The 17426-nt window shown below is 72.1% G+C and carries 17 protein-coding genes; 6 read left to right on the top strand and 11 right to left on the bottom strand.

The window, feature by feature from the left end:
* Nucleotides 1-50 precede the first annotated feature (50 nt).
* From lipA to ACIBEJ_RS28380, 8 genes are all read right to left on the bottom strand, one after another.
* The gene (lipA, locus tag ACIBEJ_RS28415; RefSeq protein ID WP_397185879.1) at nt 51-980 is read right to left on the bottom strand and encodes a lipoyl synthase; all 930 of its coding nucleotides are present in this window, start codon (nt 978-980) and stop codon (nt 51-53) included.
* Nucleotides 981-1028: 48 nt separating this feature from the next.
* Nucleotides 1029-2012, bottom strand: coding sequence for a hypothetical protein (locus ACIBEJ_RS28410; protein ID WP_397185878.1), 984 nt, complete (start codon nt 2010-2012; stop codon nt 1029-1031).
* A 448-nt stretch (nt 2013-2460) separates the two neighbouring features.
* A complete protein-coding gene (gene lipB / locus ACIBEJ_RS28405) occupies nt 2461-3135 on the bottom strand; it encodes a lipoyl(octanoyl) transferase LipB (RefSeq protein ID WP_397185877.1) in 675 nt (224 codons plus the stop codon).
* 38 nt (nt 3136-3173) lie between these two features.
* A complete protein-coding gene (locus tag ACIBEJ_RS28400; RefSeq protein WP_397185876.1) occupies nt 3174-3911 on the bottom strand; it encodes a Type 1 glutamine amidotransferase-like domain-containing protein in 738 nt (245 codons plus the stop codon).
* A gap of 31 nt (nt 3912-3942) precedes the next feature.
* On the bottom strand, nt 3943-4827 hold the full coding sequence (locus ACIBEJ_RS28395; RefSeq protein ID WP_397185875.1) for a TIGR01777 family oxidoreductase: 885 nt from the start codon (nt 4825-4827) through the stop codon (nt 3943-3945).
* 302 nt (nt 4828-5129) lie between these two features.
* Nucleotides 5130-6629 (bottom strand): 2-oxo acid dehydrogenase subunit E2, encoded by a 1500-nt coding sequence (locus tag ACIBEJ_RS28390; protein WP_397185874.1) that lies wholly within the window; start codon nt 6627-6629, stop codon nt 5130-5132.
* Nucleotides 6630-6650: 21 nt separating this feature from the next.
* Nucleotides 6651-8015, bottom strand: a complete 1365-nt coding sequence (gene lpdA / locus ACIBEJ_RS28385; protein WP_397185873.1) for a dihydrolipoyl dehydrogenase — start codon at nt 8013-8015, stop codon at nt 6651-6653.
* A gap of 48 nt (nt 8016-8063) precedes the next feature.
* Complete coding sequence (locus tag ACIBEJ_RS28380) at nt 8064-9515, bottom strand: leucyl aminopeptidase (protein WP_397185872.1); 1452 nt, start codon at nt 9513-9515, stop codon at nt 8064-8066.
* Between the two features lie 105 nt (nt 9516-9620).
* On the opposite strand from ACIBEJ_RS28380, the gene ACIBEJ_RS28375 reads away from it, so the two are divergent.
* From ACIBEJ_RS28375 to ACIBEJ_RS28365, 3 genes are read left to right on the top strand one after another with little or no spacing between them, the layout of a single operon-like run.
* On the top strand, nt 9621-9968 hold the full coding sequence (locus ACIBEJ_RS28375; RefSeq protein WP_397185871.1) for a GntR family transcriptional regulator: 348 nt from the start codon (nt 9621-9623) through the stop codon (nt 9966-9968).
* The gene (locus ACIBEJ_RS28370) at nt 9965-10927 is read left to right on the top strand and encodes a hypothetical protein (protein ID WP_397185870.1); all 963 of its coding nucleotides are present in this window, start codon (nt 9965-9967) and stop codon (nt 10925-10927) included. The genes ACIBEJ_RS28375 and ACIBEJ_RS28370 overlap by 4 nt, the downstream gene beginning before the upstream one ends.
* Nucleotides 10927-11808, top strand: coding sequence for a CPBP family intramembrane glutamic endopeptidase (locus ACIBEJ_RS28365; RefSeq protein WP_397186104.1), 882 nt, complete (start codon nt 10927-10929; stop codon nt 11806-11808). The genes ACIBEJ_RS28370 and ACIBEJ_RS28365 overlap by 1 nt, the downstream gene beginning before the upstream one ends.
* On the opposite strand, the gene ACIBEJ_RS28360 is transcribed toward ACIBEJ_RS28365, so the two are convergent.
* Both ACIBEJ_RS28360 and ACIBEJ_RS28355 read right to left on the bottom strand, forming a co-directional pair.
* Entirely contained in the window at nt 11805-12665 is an 861-nt protein-coding gene (locus ACIBEJ_RS28360; RefSeq protein WP_397185869.1) for an adenosylcobinamide-GDP ribazoletransferase, read from the bottom strand. The two genes, ACIBEJ_RS28365 and ACIBEJ_RS28360, sit on opposite strands and share 4 nt — an antisense overlap.
* 2 nt (nt 12666-12667) lie before the next feature.
* Nucleotides 12668-13930, bottom strand: coding sequence for a phosphotransferase (locus ACIBEJ_RS28355; RefSeq protein WP_397185868.1), 1263 nt, complete (start codon nt 13928-13930; stop codon nt 12668-12670).
* A 24-nt stretch (nt 13931-13954) separates the two neighbouring features.
* Between ACIBEJ_RS28355 and ACIBEJ_RS28350 the strand changes: the two genes are divergently transcribed.
* Nucleotides 13955-14755 carry an ABC transporter ATP-binding protein gene (locus ACIBEJ_RS28350; RefSeq protein WP_397185867.1) on the top strand — a complete coding sequence of 267 codons (801 nt, stop codon included), beginning with the start codon at nt 13955-13957 and terminating at the stop codon, nt 14753-14755.
* On the opposite strand, the gene ACIBEJ_RS28345 is transcribed toward ACIBEJ_RS28350, so the two are convergent.
* Nucleotides 14702-15640: a LysR family transcriptional regulator gene (locus tag ACIBEJ_RS28345; protein ID WP_397185866.1), complete on the bottom strand. Its 939-nt coding sequence runs from the start codon at nt 15638-15640 to the stop codon at nt 14702-14704. The two genes, ACIBEJ_RS28350 and ACIBEJ_RS28345, sit on opposite strands and share 54 nt — an antisense overlap.
* Nucleotides 15641-15711: 71 nt before the next feature.
* Between ACIBEJ_RS28345 and ACIBEJ_RS28340 the strand changes: the two genes are divergently transcribed.
* A complete protein-coding gene (locus ACIBEJ_RS28340; protein ID WP_397185865.1) occupies nt 15712-16554 on the top strand; it encodes an NAD-dependent epimerase/dehydratase family protein in 843 nt (280 codons plus the stop codon).
* Nucleotides 16545-17399 (top strand): aldo/keto reductase, encoded by an 855-nt coding sequence (locus tag ACIBEJ_RS28335; RefSeq protein WP_397185864.1) that lies wholly within the window; start codon nt 16545-16547, stop codon nt 17397-17399. Before ACIBEJ_RS28340 ends, ACIBEJ_RS28335 begins: the two co-directional genes overlap by 10 nt.
* Nucleotides 17400-17426 lie beyond the last annotated feature (27 nt).

Here is a 17426-nt window from a genome sequence, read left to right as displayed (position 1 = left end):
GGCAGGAAAAAACCGCACCCCCTCGTGCGGGATGCGGTTCTCCTGGGATGTCAGGCGCTCTGCCGTGCCTCGATCGCCTGCTTGTAGAGCTTGCCCGCGCGGTAGGACGAGCGGACCAGCGGACCGGACAGCACGCCGGCGAAGCCGATCGCCTCGGCCTCGGCCTGCAGCTCCACGAACTCCTCCGGCTTCACCCAGCGCTCCACCGGGTGGTGGCGCGGCGTGGGCCGCAGGTACTGGGTGATCGTGAGCAGGTCGGTGCCGGCCTCGTGGAGGTCGCGCATCGCCTGCACGATCTCCTCGCGCTCCTCGCCCATGCCCAGGATCAGGTTGGACTTGGTCACGAGCCCCGCCTCGCGGGCCATCGTGATCACGCCGAGCGAACGCTCGTACCGGAAGGCGGGCCTGATCCGCTTGAAGATGCGCGGCACGGTCTCGACGTTGTGCGCGAACACCTCCGGCTTGCTGGAGAAGACCTCCTCCAACTGGTCGCGGTCGCCGTTGAAGTCGGGCACCAGCAGCTCGACGCCGCAGCCGGGCAGCAGCGTGTGGATCTGGCGGGCGGTCTCGGCGTAGAGCCAGGCGCCGCCGTCGGGCAGGTCGTCACGGGCGACGCCGGTCACGGTCGCGTACCGCAGGCCCATCTGCTGGACCGACTCGGCGACCCTGCGCGGCTCGTCCTTGTCGTACTCCTTGGGCTTGCCCGTGTCGATCTGGCAGAAGTCGCACCGGCGGGTGCACTGGTCGCCGCCGATGAGGAAGGTCGCCTCGCGGTCTTCCCAGCACTCGTAGATATTGGGACAGCCCGCCTCTTCACAGACCGTGTGCAGGCCCTCCCGGCGCACGAGCGATTTGAGCTCGGTGTACTCGGGGCCCGTCTTCAGCTTGGTCTTGATCCACGGGGGCTTGCGCTCGATGGGGGTCTCGGCGTTGCGCACCTCCAAGCGGAGGAGCTTTCGGCCTTCAGGGGCAACGGTCACGGACCCAGCTTACGTCCCCGCGAGAACATCCCATGACCGGACCTGTCCTCAGGAAATCAGCCCGAACCCGCGGATGGCCCGCGTGTAGTGCTTCAGCAACTCCGCGTCGATCAGCTCGGACTCCCGCGCCCCCATCAGCTCCGAACCCGGCGCCGACGTCAGCACGCCGTCGTCGGAGATCCTCGCCCTGGTCAGCGCGTCCTGCCTGATCGCCGGGACGCTCTCCCCGCGCAGCGCCGCCGCCTGGATGGGCGCGAGATAGCGCCCGCTGGCCATCAGGGACTCCAGTTCGTCCAGTTCCTCCGCCGACGTCCCCCTGGCGGTCATCGCCCGCCTTCGTTCCCGGGTACGGCTGTCGCCCGCGCGCACCAGGCGGGTCAGCGCGTACTCGGCCAGCAGCACCGGGCCGCCGAGCACCCGGCCGAAGATCCGCCCGAGCAGTCCCGCCGCCTCGTAGGAGGCGCCGGGCGTGTGCATCACGCCCAGGGAGGCGCGGTCCATGACCACCCTGGCCTCCTCCCGCGGCTTGAGCGGCCCCGCCCCGACCAGGCCCATCCGCCAATCGGCCAGCGTGGACAGCGCCTCGCCCACGACCAGCCCCTCGCCGATGACGCCACCGGCGCAGGCTCTGGCCAGGAGCGTGACCCGCTGCCTCGGGGTGAGCGCCAGCCAGAGCGGCAGCCCGATCACGAGCACCGGGGTACGCCGCAGGCCGATGCGGGTGTAGGTGGCATCGACGCCCAGGTCCATGATGGCCACGACGGCGGGCGGTTTGACGGCCAGGGACTCGGCGACGCGGGTGGCGGCGCGGTAGAGCTCGGGAGCCGCCGACCGCGACAGCACCTCGGCGTCGGCGGGCAGCCGGCCCAGCTTCGGCCGCAGCATCACGCCGACCGCCAGCAGCAGGCCACCGGCCAGCCAGGCGGGCAGTTCGGTGTGGTTGAGGACGATGAGCGCGCCGCCTGCCACGATGAAGGCGAGGGTCAGCGCGTGGACGATCAGCGACAGCACGACGGCCAGGAGGCGCTTCACAGGCCCGATCGTAGAAACGGCACATGCGGAAATGACCGCATTTAGATGCCGATTCGATTACCACCCCGACATTTCCCCCACCCGAGTCCCCCATGTCCCCACCCGAGGGACGTGCCGACCCGGCTCACCCGCTCGTCCGGCCCGCGCTCACCCCGCCTGTGCGACACCCCTCCGGCCTTGAGCCCTGGTTGTGGGCGGCCTTGTGAGCTCCGGAGCCGGGCCTTGGGGTTGGGCTTGGCCGGCGGGATGTTGGGCTCCCCGGGCTTGAGCCATGGGTTGTCCCGGTGCTGTGGGATCTCCGGGTTGGGGCGGGGGTGTTGGGTTCCCGGGCGTGAGCCATGGGTTGTCCCGGCGCTGTGGGATCTCCGGGTCGGGCGGCGGGGTGTCGGGTTCCCCGGGGTTGGGTCTTGGGCTGGCTCGGATCCCCGGGTTCGGGTGGCGGGGCGGGTTAGCGGTGGCGGAGGAGGTCTTCTTCGTGGACGTCGTAGGACTCCAGGCCGAGCGCGTCCGCCAGTCGCTTCTCCATGATCGGCATGACCTCCTCGACCACGATCCGGCGCCCGGTCTCGGCCGACAGTGTCGAGACCCCGGCGCCGGGGATGCCGCACGGGTCGATGCGGTTGAACCAGCGCGGGTCGTTGGCGCAGTTGAGGGCGAAGCCGTGCATCGCCACCCCCCGCGTCACCCGGATGCCGACGGCGCCCAGCATGCGGTCCGGCAGGCCGAGGGCGGCGTCGCCCACCGCCCACACCCCGCCCCTGCTCGGCATGCGCCGGGCGCTCACCCCGAAGTCGGCGCAGACCAGCACCATGGCCTCTTCGAGCCGCCGCACGTAGTCGTTGACGTCGGACACCGCCACGATCGGGTACCCGACGAGCTGACCGGGCCCGTGCCAGGTGATCCGGCCGCCCCGGTCGACGTCGATGACCGGGGTGCCGTCGGCGGGGCGCTGGTGCGGGGCGGTGCGCTTGCCCGCGGTGTAGACGGGCGCGTGCTCCAGGAGCAGGGCGGTGTCGCCCAGCTCTCCGGCGAGATGCCTCTCGTGCACCCAGCGCTGGAGGTTCCAGGCCTGCTCGTAGGGGACATCGACACCGAGCCGCACAATGGCCAAGGCGTGGCGCATGTGTCCATTGTGCCGTTCCCTCACCTATGAAGGGTAATTCAGGACGTCAGCAGCCGGGGCTCGATCCTGAACTCCTTCACGCCCTCCTCGCCCTCGTGCTCCAGCCGGTAGGCGTACCCGCTGGGGCTGGCGGCGACGGCCTGGATGAACTCGGTGCCCACGTAGTGCAGGGCGACGCCCTCGTCGGCGGCGTACCCGCCGGGCAGCTCCCCGGCCGCCACCGACGCCTGCAGCAGCTCGCGGCGCTGCGGCTCGGAGTTGTAGTGCACGCCGCAGGAGTAGGGGAGCAGGGCCATGCCCTCCGCCCACACGTGCAGATCGGGGCCGAAGGAGTCGGTGTTGCCGCCCACGTGCCAGCACAGCGCGCCCGCGCTCTGCCCGGCCAGCACCACACCGGCGTGCCAGGCCTCCTCCAGCATCTCGTCGTAGCCGTGGAGCCGCCACAGCGCCATGAGGTTGGCGACGCTGCCGCCGCTGACGTAGATCATGTCCTGGTCGAGCATCCAGGCCCGCGGATCCTCCCGGTTGGGCATGGGGAACACCGTCAGATGGCTCACCTCGACGTCCCACCGGGAGAAGGCGCCGTGCATCTTCAGCAACCAGTCGGCGTCGTCGCCCATCGCCGTCGCGAGGAGCCCCAGCTTGGGACGGTCCTGCCCGGTGAGGTCGAGCCCGTAGCGCAGCAGCGGACTGGCCTCGACGAAGCCGTGACGCCGCGACGGCCGGAACGATCCACCACCGATGGCAAGGATGTGTGACTGGCCGGTTCTGGTCATGGTTGTGCTCCCCCACATCGAGTCGGACAGACTAGATTACGGCGGCCAGTGCCTGATCGAGATGCGTATGGGTGAAGCCATACCCGCTGTCCACCAGCTTCTTTGGCAGGATGCGGTGGCTCGGCAGCAGCGCTTCCTTCGCGAACTCGCCCAGCCCCAGCTCCAGCGCGAACCCCGGCACCCCGATCGGCATCGTCGGCCGCCGCAGCACCCGCCCGAGCGCTTTGGTGAACTCAGCGTTGGTAAGGGGAGCAGGCCCCACAAGGTTCACCGGTCCCGAGATTTCCCGATTTTCCAGGATATGGAGCACGGAACCCACCCAATCGTCCACGGCGATCCACGACCAGAACTGCCGCCCCGACCCCAGCGGCGCCCCGAGCCCGATCCGGAAGATCGGCAACATGGGCCCAAGCGCCCCGCCCTTCCCGCTCAGCACCAGCCCGGTCCGAAGCTGCACGTTCCTGACGGGCGCCTCCCGGGCCGCCCCCTCCCACACCTCGCAGAGCTTCGCCAGAAACCCCTCCCCACGCGGCGCACCCTCATCGATTACCCGATCCCCGGTGTCCCCGTAGAAATCCACCCCGGAGGCGGAGACCAGCACCTCAGGCGGCGCGGAAAGCCTCCCGATGGCCTCGACCAGCGTGGCGGTGCTGTCCACCCGACTCCGGACCAGCACCTTCTTGTACGCCGGGCTCCACCGCTTACCCGCGATGGGAGCCCCCGCAAGGTGCACCACAGCCGTACACCCCTCCAGCACCCCGAGATCCACGACCCCGTCATCCGGATCCCAGAAGGACTCGTGCTCCGCCCGCACCGGCCGCCGCACAAGCTGGCGCACCTCGTGCCCACGCTCCCGCAACGCCGTCATCAGCGCCGGCCCCAGCAACCCGGAAGCCCCGGTCAAGGTGATCACCATGCCACCCACCCTACGCTCCCGCCACCCCACGCCTCCGGATACGAGAGGGGCCGGCGAGGCACCCGGCCGACCGAGCCTGGTGACGGCCGGCACCACGGCATCCGGCCGCCGGCGCCTTGTTACGGCGGGCGCCACGTCCGGCTGCCGGCCGCTCGGCGAGGCCGCCGGCCCACGGCGGCGGTCGGCGGCCCACTGGGCCTGCCGTAACGGAAGGGCCGCGAGAAGGACGCGAACGGACAGCACGCCAGAACGGAAGAGGGCCGTCCCGCGACGGGTGTCGCGGGACGGCCCTCGGAAAACCGCTACGCGAGGCCGAGCTGCGCCTCGAAGCGGCCTTCCTCGAGGCGACGCTTGATCGTCGTCAGGAAGCGGGCCGCGTCGGCGCCGTCGACCAGGCGGTGGTCGTAGGTGAGCGCCAGGTACACCATCGAACGCACCGCGATGACCTCGCCCTCAGGCGTGTCCACCACCACGGGACGCTTGACGACCGCGCCCGTCCCCAGCATGCCGACCTGCGGCTGGTTGAGGATCGGCGTGTCGAACAGGGCGCCGCGGCTGCCGGTGTTCGTGAGCGTGAAGGTGCCGCCGGTGATCTCGTCGGGCGTCACCTGGTTGTTGCGGGTGCGCTCGGCCAGGTCGGTGACCTTGCGGGCCAGCCCGGCCAGGTTGAGGTCGCCGGCGTTCTTGACGACGGCGGCCAGCAGGCCGCGCTCGGTGTCCACCGCGACGCCGAGGTTCTCGACGTCGAAGTAGGTCACCTCGTTGGTCTCGTTGTTGATCGTGGCGTTGAGCTTGGGGTGCTGCTTGAGCGCCTCGACCGTGGCCATCGCGAAGAACGGGGTGAAGGTCAGCTTCACGCCCTCGCGGCGCAGGAAGTCGTCCTTCGCCTTGGCCCGCAGGCGGGCGATCTTCGTGACGTCCACCTCGACGACCGAGGTGAGCTGCGCCGCCGTCTGCAGCGACTCCACCATCCGCTTGGCGATCGTCTGCCGCAGCCGCGTCATCTTCTCGGTACGGCCCCGCAGCGTCGTGTCCACCTCGACCGGCTCGGGCGAGGCGGCGACCGGCGCGGCCGGAGCCTGAGCGGCCGGAGCCGGGGCCTGGGCGGCGGGCGCCTGAGCCGCGGGAGCCTGCGCGGCAGGCGCGGCCTGGGCGGGAGCGGGGGCGGCGGCCTCGCGCTGCGACTTGGCCGCCTCCAGCACGTCCTGCTTGCGGATGCGCCCGCCCACACCGGTGCCCGAGATCGACTCAAGGTCGACGCCGTGCTCGTTGGCCAGCTTGCGCACCAGCGGCGTCACGTACGGGCTCTCACCCGACGCGGGCAGCGGCGCCTCAGCCTGAGGAGCGGGAGCCTCGGGAGCGGGAGCCTGCGCGGCCGGAGCCGGGGCCTGGGCGGCCGGAGCCTGGGCGGCGGGAGCCTGGGCGGCGGGCTGGGGCGCCGGGGCGGGCTCGGGCGCAGGAGCGGGCTCGGGCTGGGGGATCGAAGAGGCCGGCTCAGGCTGCGGCGCGGGGGCCTCCTCCTGGGGAGCCTCCTGGGCCGGGGCCGCGGTGGCGCCCTCCTGACCGTTCTCGTCGATGATCGCCAGCTCGGCGCCGACCTCGACGGTCTCGTCCTCAGCCACAACGATCTTGGTGATGACGCCCGCGGACGGCGACGGGATCTCGGTGTCGACCTTGTCGGTCGACACCTCGAGGAGCGGCTCGTCGGCCTCGACGCGCTCGCCCTCCTTCTTCAGCCAACGGGTTACCGTGCCCTCGGTGACGCTCTCGCCGAGCTGGGGCATCTGTACGGAGACCGGCATGGGTATGTCTTCCTCGAGTTCTTAGTTGTGGACGTGCAGGGGCTTGCCGGCCAGTGCCAGCATCGCCTCGCCCATGGCTTCTGACTGGGTGGGATGCGCGTGGATGAGCTGGGCGACCTCTGCTGGCAGCGCCTCCCAGTTGTAGATGAGCTGACCCTCGGTGACCAGCTCGCCGATCCGGCGGCCGACCATGTGGACGCCGACGACCGGGCCGTCCTTCTGGGCGATCACCTTCACCGCCCCCGAGGTGCCGAGGATCTGGCTCTTGGGGTTGCCCGCGAGGTCGTAGACCTGCTCGACGATCTCGATGCCCCGCTCGGCGGCCTGCTTGGAGGTGATGCCGACGGAGGCGACCTCGGGATCGGAGTAGGTGATCCGCGGCACGCCCGCGTAGTCGATGGACGGCGGGTTGAGCCCGGCGATGTGCTCGGCCACCAGGATGCCCTCGGCGAAGCCCGCGTGGGCGAGCTGCGGGGTGTTGATCAGGTCGCCGATGGCGTAGACGCCGGGGACGGAGGTCTGGCAGTGCTGGTCGACCACGACGGTGCCGCGCTCGATCTGGACGCCCTGCTCCTCGAAGCCCATGCCGGCCGAGACGGCGCCGCGGCCGACGGCCACGAGCAGTTGCTCGGCGTCGAGGGTCTTGCCGTTGGCGAGCGTCACCACCACGCCGGTGTCGGTCGTCTTGACGCCGTCGAAGAAGACGCCGAGCTCGTACTTGATGCCGCGGCGGCGGAAGGCGCGCTCCAGCAGCTTGGAGCTGGACTCCTCCTCGGTCGGCAGCAGGTGCGGCAGCGCCTCGACGATGGTCACCTCGGCGCCGAACGAGCGGTAGACGCTCGCCAGCTCGACGCCGATGACGCCGCCGCCGAGCACGATGATCGAGCCGGGCACGCGCTCCATCGTCAGCGTGTGCTCGCTGGTGATCACGCGCTCGCCGTCGATCTGCAGGCCGGGCAGCGACTTGGGCGCGGACCCCGTGGCCAGCACGACGGCGCGGCCCTCGTAGACCTCGGAGCCGACCTGGACGCGGTTGGGGCCGGTCAGGCGGCCCTCGCCCTCGACGATCGTCACACCGGCCGACTTCAGCAGGCCCTGCACGCCCTTCCAGGCACGCGTGACGATCTTGTCCTTGAAGGCGTGGACGCCGGGCACGTCGATGCCCTCGAAGCGCGCCTTCACGCCGAAGGACTCGCTCTCGCGGGTCTCGTCGGCGACCTCCGCGGAGTGCAGGAGGGCCTTGGTGGGGATGCAACCGCGGTGCAGGCAGGTGCCGCCGATCTTGTCTCGCTCGATCAGGGCGACGGACTTGCCCAACTCGGCCGCCCGGAGCGCGCAGGCGTAACCGCCGCTGCCGCCACCTAGGACGACGATGTCGTAGGCCACAGGAAGGCTCCTTGTCGGGATCGTGATGCCGTCATCTTTTCACTTGTTTCAGGCGCTCGCGTGCCGCTCCGCGAGTCCGATGAGGGTCCGCGTGATGGCGCCGGTGCCGCCCTTGGGGGTGTAGCCGTGGGGCTCGCCCTTGTTGAAGGCGGGTCCCGCCATGTCGATGTGGGCCCACTTGACGCCGTCGGGCACGAACTCCTTGAGGAAGATCCCGGCGGCGAGCATGCTGCCCCAGCGCTCCGGCTGGAGGTTGGCGATGTCGGCGATCGGGGAGTCGAGTCCCTTGCGCAACTCCTCGGGCAGCGGCATGCCCCAGGCGCCCTCGCCGACGGATCCGGCGACCTCGACGACGAGTTCGCGCAGGTCGTCGTCGTTGGACATGACGCCCGCGGTGCGCCAGCCGAGCGCGACGATCTGGGCGCCGGTCAGCGTGGCCACGTCGACGATGAGGTCGGGCCCGTCCTCGGCGGCGCGGGCGATGCCGTCCATGAGGACCAGGCGGCCCTCGGCGTCGGTGTCGAGCACCTCGACGGTCTTGCCGCTGTAGCTGTGGATGATGTCGGAGGGGCGCTGGGCGGTGCCGCTGGGCATGTTCTCGGCGAGGCAGAGGTAGCCGACCGCGTTGACCTTGAGCCCGAGCCTGGCGATGCCGAGCAGGGCGCCGAGGACCGCGCCCGCGCCGCCCATGTCGGACTTCATCCAGTCCATGGAGGCGGAGGGCTTCAGGTTGAGCCCGCCGGTGTCGAACGTGATGCCCTTGCCCACGAAGGCGAGCGTCTTGGCGGCGTCGGCGTGGCTGTAGGACAGGCGTACCAGCCGAGGCGGGTTGACCGAGCCCTGGCCGACGGCGACGAGGCCGCCGAAGCCGCCGTTCTTGAGCTGGACCTCGTCGAGCACCTCGACGGTCAGTCCCGCCTTGCCGCCCTCCTCCTCGGCGATCTCGGCGAAGCGGGCCGGGAACAGGTCGGAGGGCGGGGTGTTGACCAGGTCGCGGACCAGCGCGACCGACTCGGCCAGGACGCCCGCGCGCTCGGCGGCGCCCGCGCTCTGCTCGGCCAGCACGGTGAGCTCGCCGACCGGGTCCTTCTGGTCCGCGCCGGTGCGGTAGCGGGCGAAGGAGTAGGCGCCCAGCAGCCCGCCGAGCGCGACCGCCTCGGGCTCGCCGCCGAGCGCGAGCGCGGCGCGCGTGGTTCCGGCCAGCGACCGTACGGCGGCGCCCGCCGCCCGCCGCAGCCCCTCCGCGCCCGGGTCCTCGCCGAGCCCGACGGCGACCAGCAGCGGCGCGGTGATGGCGCCGAACGCCGGGATCTTGGCCAGTTCCCCGGCCTTGCCGGTGAAGCCCACGGCGGCGAGCGAGCCGGCCAGCTTCCCGCCGAACGCGGCGTCGAGCCCTTCGGCGACGGGGCGCGGACCCTCAGCGCCGGGGTGGAAACCGACGATCAACGCGTCGGTGTCGAACGAGACGGGATCTGCTGAGTTCAGCCGCACAGTGGTCACGTAAACCGATGCTATCCGCGCTTTCTGTCTACCCACAATCAGGGGTTCATCCCACGAATCGCAGGTAGGCATCATCAAGTGAATGGTGCTAGTGTCATTAGCACCATGTTGCTCACTCTCGATCTCAACGACGCCCGTCCCCTGCACGAGCAGGTGGCCGGCGCGATCAGGCGCGCCATCGGCGACGGCTCCTACGCCCCCGGCGACCGGCTGCCGTCGGCCCGCGACCTGGCCGACGCCCTGGGCATCAACGCCAACACCGTGCTGCGCGCCATGCGCGAGCTGCGCGACGAGGGGTTGCTGGAGTTCAGGAGAGGACGGGGGATCAGCGTGGCCGGCCAGGCGGACGGGCGGGCACTACTCGTGCAGCGTGCCCGCGAGCTGCTGGAAGAGGCCAGACGGTACGGCTACCGCCGTGACGACCTCATCGCGATTTTGGAGGAACTTCCATGACCACCCGGATCTTCGGCACGGTATGGGGACTGATCATCACCGCCGTGCTCGTCACGGTGCCGCTCTCCTTCCAGGATCGCCTGCCGGAACCGCTGGCCACCCACTGGTCGGACCGGGCCGACGGGTCCTCGTCCTTCACCGGGTTCGTGCTGATGGCCACCGTCCCCTGGGTGGTGACGTGGGTGGTCATGGTGGGCCTCGCCGTACGCGGCACGATGTTGCGCCGCCGCCTGAGCCGCGGCTACTGGTGGGGTTTCCTCGTGGGCCTCGGCCTGTTCGTCATGGGCATGACGCTGTCCACCGTCCACGCCAACCTCGATCGGCCCGTCTGGACCGAGGCCGAGCTGGCGGGCTGGATCGTGCTGGCCGTCATGCTGGCGGCCGTCGGCGGCGGGCTGGCCGCGGGCTTCCTCGGCAGGGGCGAGCCCGACCAGTCGCCGCCCGCCGGCGAGGCGCCGCCCAAGCTGCGCCTGCGCCCCGGGCAGCGCTCGGTGTGGGTCAGCAGGGTCAGCAACCCCTGGCTGCTGGCCCTGACCGTGGCCGGCGGGGCCGTGTTCGTCGCCGCCGCCGGCGTGGCCCTGGTCGGCGCCACCCCGAACGTGGTCTGGGGCCCGCTGCTGTTCGCCAGCGTGGTGGTGCTCCTGTCGGGGCTGTTCACCAGCGCCGCCACCGTGCGGGTCACCGATGACGGGCTGGCGGTCGGCTTCGGCCCGTTCGGCTGGCCGGTGCGGCGGATCCGGCTGTCGAAGATCGAGAAGGCGTGGTCGGAGATCCGCTACCCGAGCCAGGTCGGCGGCTGGGGCATCCGCGGGGTGCCCGGCATGGCGGCGATCATGCTGCGCGGCGGCGACTGCCTCGTCCTGCGCTACCGCTCCGGCGGCCAGTTGCTCATCAGCGTCGACGACGCCAGGCGCGGCGCCTCGCTGATCAACGCCCTGATCGAGGAGAGGGTGGCGTGATGGCGCTCTTCCTGGTGGTGGCGTTCGGGCTGGGATGGGCGTTCTGCCTTCCGCTCTGGTTCGGCGGCGGGCTGGGCTCGCCCCTGTTCATGGTCAGCGCGACGGCGCTCATGTTCACGCCCGCGCTCGGCGTCCTGGCGGTGTGGGCCAGGACCCGCACGCCGTTCCGCCAGTGGGCCCGCGAGAACGGCCTCACCTTCGGCCCCGACCGCCGCCGCACGCTCCTGCTCGTGGCCGCCGCCTGGATCGGCACGCCGCTGGTGGTGGCGCTCAGCCTGGCGCTGAGCGCGGCGCTGGGGCTGGTCTCGCTGGACCTGGACGGGCTGAGCTTGTTCAAGCAGGGGATGGAGGCGGCCGGCGCGCCCGTGCCCGCCGACGCGAGCGGGCTGATGATCGCGCAGATCGTGTTCGCCGTGGTGGCCACGCCGCTGCTCAACGCCCTGCCCGTCCTCGGCGAGGAACTGGGCTGGCGCGGCTGGCTGCTGCCGCGCCTGGTGGCCGCGCGCGGGGTGCTGGGCGGGCTGGTGCTGTCCGGGGTGATCTGGGGACTGTGGCACTTTCCGCTCACCCTGCTCGGCTACAACTATCCGGCGCTGGGTCCGTGGGCGGGGCCGTACTTCGTCGTCACCTGCGTCCTGCTCGGGATCACGATGGGCTGGCTGCGGCTGCGCACCGGCAGCGTGTGGCCGGCCGTGGTGGCCCACGGCGCGATCAACGGCGTCACGGGCACGACCCTCCTGCTGGGCGACGCGGCCGCGCCGCCCAACCCGGCCGTGATCGGGATCACCGGCCTCGTGGGCTGGGCCGTCCTCGCCCTGCTGGGCGCCGCCCTCCTCAAGTTCCATCCGGTACGGCCCGCCGAACCCGTCACCACCGCCTAGATCAGCAACGCACAGGTCACCAGGGCGGCGGTGGTCGCCGTCTCGACGAGGGCGCCGAGCACGTCACCGGTGATCCCGCCCAGCCGCCGCCGCGCGTGCCCGAGCAACGCCATGGCCACCCCCAGTCCCACCACCACGGCCAACGGCAACACCACCTCAACCGGCACAACAGCCCCCAAACCGCCATCACCCGGCCCCACCGCCTGGACGCCCACCACTTGGGTGCCCACCGCCTGGACGCCCGGCATCTGGGCGCCCGGCGCCTGGGCGTCTGGTGTGGCGTCGGGCCAGGTGTGGAGGATGGTGGCGAGGGTCAGGGTGGCGAGGGTGGTGGTCCAGCGGGCGGCGGGCCGTACCGTGGCGGCGACCATCGCGCCCAGGCCGTCGGGGCGGGCGGCGGGGACGCCCACCCGGCAGGCCCACGTGAGCGCCAGCCGTCCCGTCGCGCAGGCCGTGACCAGGGCCGCCATCCCGGCCCACGGCGGCAGGCCCGACAGGGCGGCGGCCTGGACGAGGAGGGTGACGATCAGGGTCACCACCCCAAAGGGCCCGATGTCCGACTTTTTCATGATGTCGAGTGCCTGGGGGGCGGGTCTGCCGCTGCCCAGGCCGTCGGCGAGGTCGGCGAGGCCGTCCAGGTGCAGGCCGCGGGTCAGCAGCGCGAGCAGCCCCAGCGACAGCGCGGCGCCCAGCAGCGGCGGGCCGGGCAGCAGCAGCGGCAACGCCGCCACCACGCCCAGCACCAGGCCGACCAGAGGGGCCAGCGCCATCGCCCGCCCGGCCACCTCCCGGTCCACCCGCGAAACCCGCACGGGGAACACCGACAGCGTGCCGATCGCGAACCTCAGCCCGTCCACGGTCAGAACAGCTCGTCGATCAGCCGGTAGTACGCCAGCTTGGCCTCGTCGGGCACGTCCAGGCCGTAGGCGGACAGGAATGCGGCCACGGCCGAGGGGCCGAAGTCGCCGCTCAGGTCCCGCAGCGCGATGGCCAGGTCCCGGTAACGGTCGGCCACCCCCAGCCGCGCCAGGTCGATGAGCACGCCGTCGGCCATCACGTTGGACGGGGTGAAGTCGCCGTGCGCGACCACCAGATCCTCCGGTTCCGGCCGCTCGGTCAGCAGCCGCTCGTAGACCTCCATCGGCGTGCGGCCGAGGTTGTCGTCGTCGAAGTCGCCCGCGTCCACCCGCCCCTCGACGACGTTGCGCCGTGCCTGGGCGAGCAGCGTGTCGAGCCGCCCGTCGAAGGGGCACTCGGCCACGGGCACGGCGTGCAGCGCCCGCAACACCCTGCCCATGGCCGCGCCCACCTCGGGATCGTCCTTGCTCTCCGCGGCGGCCAGCGTCTCCACACCGGTGTCGGCGGTGACCAGCACGTCCCGCTCGAAGGCCGCCACCCGCGGCACCCCCGCCCGCCCGCGCAGCCACTCCAGCCGCGCGTGCTCGGCCACCGCCTCCGGCCCGCGGCGCACGAAGTACGAGCCCGCACGGGCCAGCGACCCGCTCGCCCCGTCGTGGTCGTGATCCCAGCCGGGTTCGTCCCCCAGGAGCGCGGCCACCGAGGGCGGCAACGGCACGGCAAGCCCCTCAAAGCCCCGCACCCCGCCCAACGGCATCCCGCCAGACCATCCCAGGTGCTCGCCCGAATTTTCCCCGAGCTCGCGCCCCCCGAGCTCGCGCTCCCAGGGCTCCCGGCTCTTGTCCGGGCTTTGCCACACCTCTCGCGCCGCCTCCGGACGCCCCTGCTCGGCCAGCGTCCAGGCCAGGTGGAGCAGCGGCAGCCGGGCCGCCTCCGGGGCCTGTTCCCTGGCCAGTTCCAGCGCCATCCGGCAGATCAGCTCCGCGGTCGCCAAGTCGCCGCCGTACCGGTAGGCGTCGGCCGGGTCCACCCGGGCGGCGACGACCTCCTCCGGCGTGCCGGCCAGCTCCACAGCGCGCCGCAGGTGCCCGGCGGCCCGCTCGTACTCACCCAGCAGCGCCAGCCCCACCCCCAGCGCCCGCTGCGAACCGTGCTCGTCGGGCGCCCCCCGCTCCACCAGGTCGCGGAGTTTCGGGCGGTCCGCAACGACCGCCCGCCCATGCGCGTCGTGGGTGATCAGTTGGCGGACCTTGTCACTCAGCATGATTTAGGACGTTATCGTGGCCGGATGCACGTGCTGGAACTCGAAGGTGTCGGTGTCCGTGTCGTCGGCAAGACCCTGCTGTCCGCGATCGACTGGCGGGTCGACTTCGGCGAGCATTGGGTGGTGCTCGGCCCCAACGGCGCAGGGAAGACCACGCTGCTCTCGCTGGCCTCCGCCGTACGCCACCCGACCGAGGGGACGGTTAACGTGCTCGGCCACCGTCTGGGCCGGGTGGACCTGCGCGAGCTGCGCCGCCACATCGGCCTGGTCGCCGCCAGCCAGCGGCTCGTGGACGAGACCCTGATGGAGGACGAGGACGCCACCGCGCTCACCGTGGTCCTCACCGGTCACACCGGGACGAGCGTCCCGCTGTGGGACAAGCTGGGGGAGCCCGAGCGCGAACGCGGCCTGCGCCTGCTGGCCGACCTCGGCTGCAAGGACCTGGCCGACCGGGAGTTCCGCGTCTGCTCGCAGGGGGAGCGGGCGCGGATACGCATCGCCAGGGCGCTCATGGCCGACCCGGCCGTCCTGCTGCTCGACGAGCCCGCCGCCGGGCTCGACCTGCCCGCCCGCGAGGACCTCATCTCGGCCATCGAGGACCTGGCCGCGACCCGGCCCGTGCTCACCACGGTCACGGTCACCCACCACCTGGAGGAGGTGCCGGCCACGACCACGCACGCGATGCTCATGAAGGACGCCCGCGTGCTCGCCGCCGGTCCCGTGGACGCCGTGCTGACCCCGGACAACCTCTCGGAGTGTTTCGGCCGTCCGCTACACGCCGACCGTCTCGACGGCCGCTGGTACGCCCGCGCCGTCCGCCCCTGACCGCAGCAGTCCGATCAGCCTCTCCACGTACGGCCCCGCCGTACCCCCCCGCCGCCGGGCGGTGGCCACCCCGATGAACCGCGACGGACTGGGCGGCTCCACCTTCAGCGCGACCAGATCGGCCGCCCCGGTCAGGGCGATCTCGGGCACGAGCGCCACCCCGATGCCCGAGGAGACGAGCGACTGGGCGAAGAAGTAGTCGGTGGCGCTGCAGGAGACCCGCAGCTCGAACCCGGCCAGCGCCGCGTAGTGCCGCAGCAGGTCCACGGTCTTGAGGCAGCCGAGCACCCAGCGCTCCCCGCCCAGCTCGCCCAGCGCGACCCGCTCGCGTCCGGCCAGGCGATGCCCGCGCGGCAGCACCACCCGCAGCGGATCGCTGACCAGCGGCGTCCAGTCGAGTCCGGAACGGTCACCGGGACGCGCGGGCGGCAGCCCGTCGAAGTGGTAGGCGAGCGCCAGGTCCGCCTGGCCCGCGCGGACCAGCGGGAGCGCGTCCTCCGGCTCGCGTTCGAGGATGGTCAGCTCCACCTCGGGGTGCTCGGCGGCGAACGCGGCCAGCGCCGCGGGCAGCAGCGCCCTGCCGCCGCTGGCGAAGGCGGCCACGGTCAGCCGGGAGCGTTCCGAGGACAGGCGGTCGATGCGCTCCTGGGCGTCGCTCAGCTCGGCGGCGATCGCGTCGGCCGCCTCCACGAGCATGCGGCCGGGTTCGGTCAGCCGCACCCCGCGGGTGCTGCGCTCGACCACGGCGACGCCGAGCCCGCGTTCGAGCGCGGCGATCTGCTGCGAGACGGCCGAGGGGGTGAAGCGCAGGGCGCCGGCGGCGCGGTTGAAGCTGCCGTGCTTGGCCACCTCGCGCAGGATGCTGAGCCGGTGAACGTCGATCAACAGTTCTCCTAATGACCGATTGAGTAGGCAGTCACTACCGCTGTCGACTATACGGTCGGCATGCTGACGCCATGAACGAGATCTGTGTCATCGGCGGCAGCCGCTACTTCGGTAGACGGCTCGTCGAGAACCTTCGCGACCGGGGCGAGCGCGTCACGGTCCTCAACCGGGGATCGTCCGCGCCGCCGGAAGGCGTCACCCACCTGCGCGCCGACCGGGGTGACGAGGAGGCGCTGCGGCTGGCACTGGCCGGGCGCACCTTCGACGTCGTCGTCGACCAGGTCTGCTACACCCCGCGGCACGCCGCCGTCGCCCGCCGGGTCTTCGAGGGCAGGACCCGGCGGTACGTGATGACCTCCACGGTCGAGGTCTACGCCGATCTCGGCGGCGGCGGGCCGTACCGGGAGGACGCGCTCGACCTCCCCGACGACGAGGATCCCGCGGATGACTCGCTGTCCTATGGCGAGGGGAAGCGGCGGGCTGAGGCGGTGCTGGGGCGGGCCGGCGGGTTCGCGTTCGCGGCCGTGCGCACCGCCCACGTGCTCGGGGGCGCCGACTTCACCGGGCGGCTCGGCCACTACGTGCGGCGGATGAGCGCGGGCCTTCCCATCGGCGTCTGCGCGGACCCGCGTCCCGCCTCCTTCATCGAGGAGCGCGAGATCGCCGCCTTCCTGGCCTGGACGGCGCTCGCCGGCTTCACCGGGCCGGTCAACGCCTGCTCACACGGCACGCTCGACGTCAGGCAACTGTGCGCGGCGATCGGGGAGCCGGTCTACACGCGCGGGGAGTCGCCGTACTCCTTCGAGCGCGACTACACCATGGACAACGGCCGCGCCACCGCGCTCGGCTTCACGTTCTCGAACGTCGGCGACTGGCTGCCCGGCGTCGTCAAGGAGGCCCGGGCATGCGTCTGATCGGAGCGGTCAAGGTCGGTCCCGTGGGCCTGGGCGCGATGCCGCTGTCCATCGAGGGACGTCCGGACGAGGCACGGGCGGTGGCGACCATCCACGCGGCGCTGGACGCGGGCGTCACCCTGATCGACACCGCCGACTCCTACCACTGGCACGCCGGCGAGAGCGGGCACAACGAGCGCCTCGTCGCCCGCGCCCTGGCCGCCTACGGGCCCGCCGACGTGCTCGTGGCCACCAAGGGCGGGCGCGCCCGGCCGGGCGACGGCTCGTGGACCGTGGACGGCCACCCCCGCCACCTGCGCGCGGCCTGCGAGGCGTCGCTGCGGCGGCTGGGCGTGGAGGCGATCGGCCTCTACCAGTTGCACAAGCCCGATCCCGCGGTGCCGTTCGAGGAGTCCGTGGGGGCGCTGCGCGACCTGCTCGACGAGGGCAAGATCCGCATGGCAGGCATCTCCAACGTGGACGGCGCCCAGATCAGGCAGGCCGCCGCCGTTCTCGGGGGACGGCTGGCCTCGGTGCAGAACCGTTTCTCCCCCGCGGCACCCGAGGGCCTGTCCGAACTGCGGCTGTGCGCGGACCTGGGCATCGCCTACCTGCCGTGGAGCCCATTGGGCGGCATCTCACCGAGCGCACTGGAACCCGGTGCCACCACGCCCGCCCGCGGCCCCTTCCACGACATCGCCGCCGAGCGCGGAGTCAGCCCGCAGCGGGTCTGCCTGGCCTGGCACCTGTCGCTCGCGCCGAACGTGATCCCGATCCCCGGCGCCACCAGGCCCACCTCCATCGCCGACTCGGCCGCCGCCGCAGACCTGACGCTGACCCCAGCCGAACTGACCCGCCTCCCGTAACCGTCTCCCGCGATCACCCCCGGCTAC

Source organism: Nonomuraea sp. NPDC050790 (assembly GCF_044456745.1).
In the GTDB taxonomy this organism is placed as follows: Bacteria; Actinomycetota; Actinomycetes; order Streptosporangiales; family Streptosporangiaceae; genus Nonomuraea.
Note: the sequence above shows the minus strand (reverse complement) of the source record. Positions and strands in the feature narration are given on the sequence as shown.

What these genes read in the sequence shown, in the direction of transcription:
- lipB (WP_397185877.1), bottom strand. Translation starts at nt 3,135, where the DNA reads ATGCGCCACGCCTTGGCCATTGTGCGGCTCGGTGTCGATGTCCCCTAC.
- ACIBEJ_RS28400 (WP_397185876.1), bottom strand. Translation starts at nt 3,911, where the DNA reads ATGACCAGAACCGGCCAGTCACACATCCTTGCCATCGGTGGTGGATCG.
- ACIBEJ_RS28395 (WP_397185875.1), bottom strand. Translation starts at nt 4,827, where the DNA reads ATGGTGATCACCTTGACCGGGGCTTCCGGGTTGCTGGGGCCGGCGCTG.
- ACIBEJ_RS28390 (WP_397185874.1), bottom strand. Translation starts at nt 6,629, where the DNA reads ATGCCGGTCTCCGTACAGATGCCCCAGCTCGGCGAGAGCGTCACCGAG.
- ACIBEJ_RS28375 (WP_397185871.1), top strand. Translation starts at nt 9,621, where the DNA reads ATGTTGCTCACTCTCGATCTCAACGACGCCCGTCCCCTGCACGAGCAG.
- ACIBEJ_RS28370 (WP_397185870.1), top strand. Translation starts at nt 9,965, where the DNA reads ATGACCACCCGGATCTTCGGCACGGTATGGGGACTGATCATCACCGCC.
- ACIBEJ_RS28365 (WP_397186104.1), top strand. Translation starts at nt 10,927, where the DNA reads ATGGCGCTCTTCCTGGTGGTGGCGTTCGGGCTGGGATGGGCGTTCTGC.
- ACIBEJ_RS28355 (WP_397185868.1), bottom strand. Translation starts at nt 13,930, where the DNA reads ATGCTGAGTGACAAGGTCCGCCAACTGATCACCCACGACGCGCATGGG.
- ACIBEJ_RS28350 (WP_397185867.1), top strand. Translation starts at nt 13,955, where the DNA reads ATGCACGTGCTGGAACTCGAAGGTGTCGGTGTCCGTGTCGTCGGCAAG.
- ACIBEJ_RS28340 (WP_397185865.1), top strand. Translation starts at nt 15,712, where the DNA reads ATGAACGAGATCTGTGTCATCGGCGGCAGCCGCTACTTCGGTAGACGG.
- ACIBEJ_RS28335 (WP_397185864.1), top strand. Translation starts at nt 16,545, where the DNA reads ATGCGTCTGATCGGAGCGGTCAAGGTCGGTCCCGTGGGCCTGGGCGCG.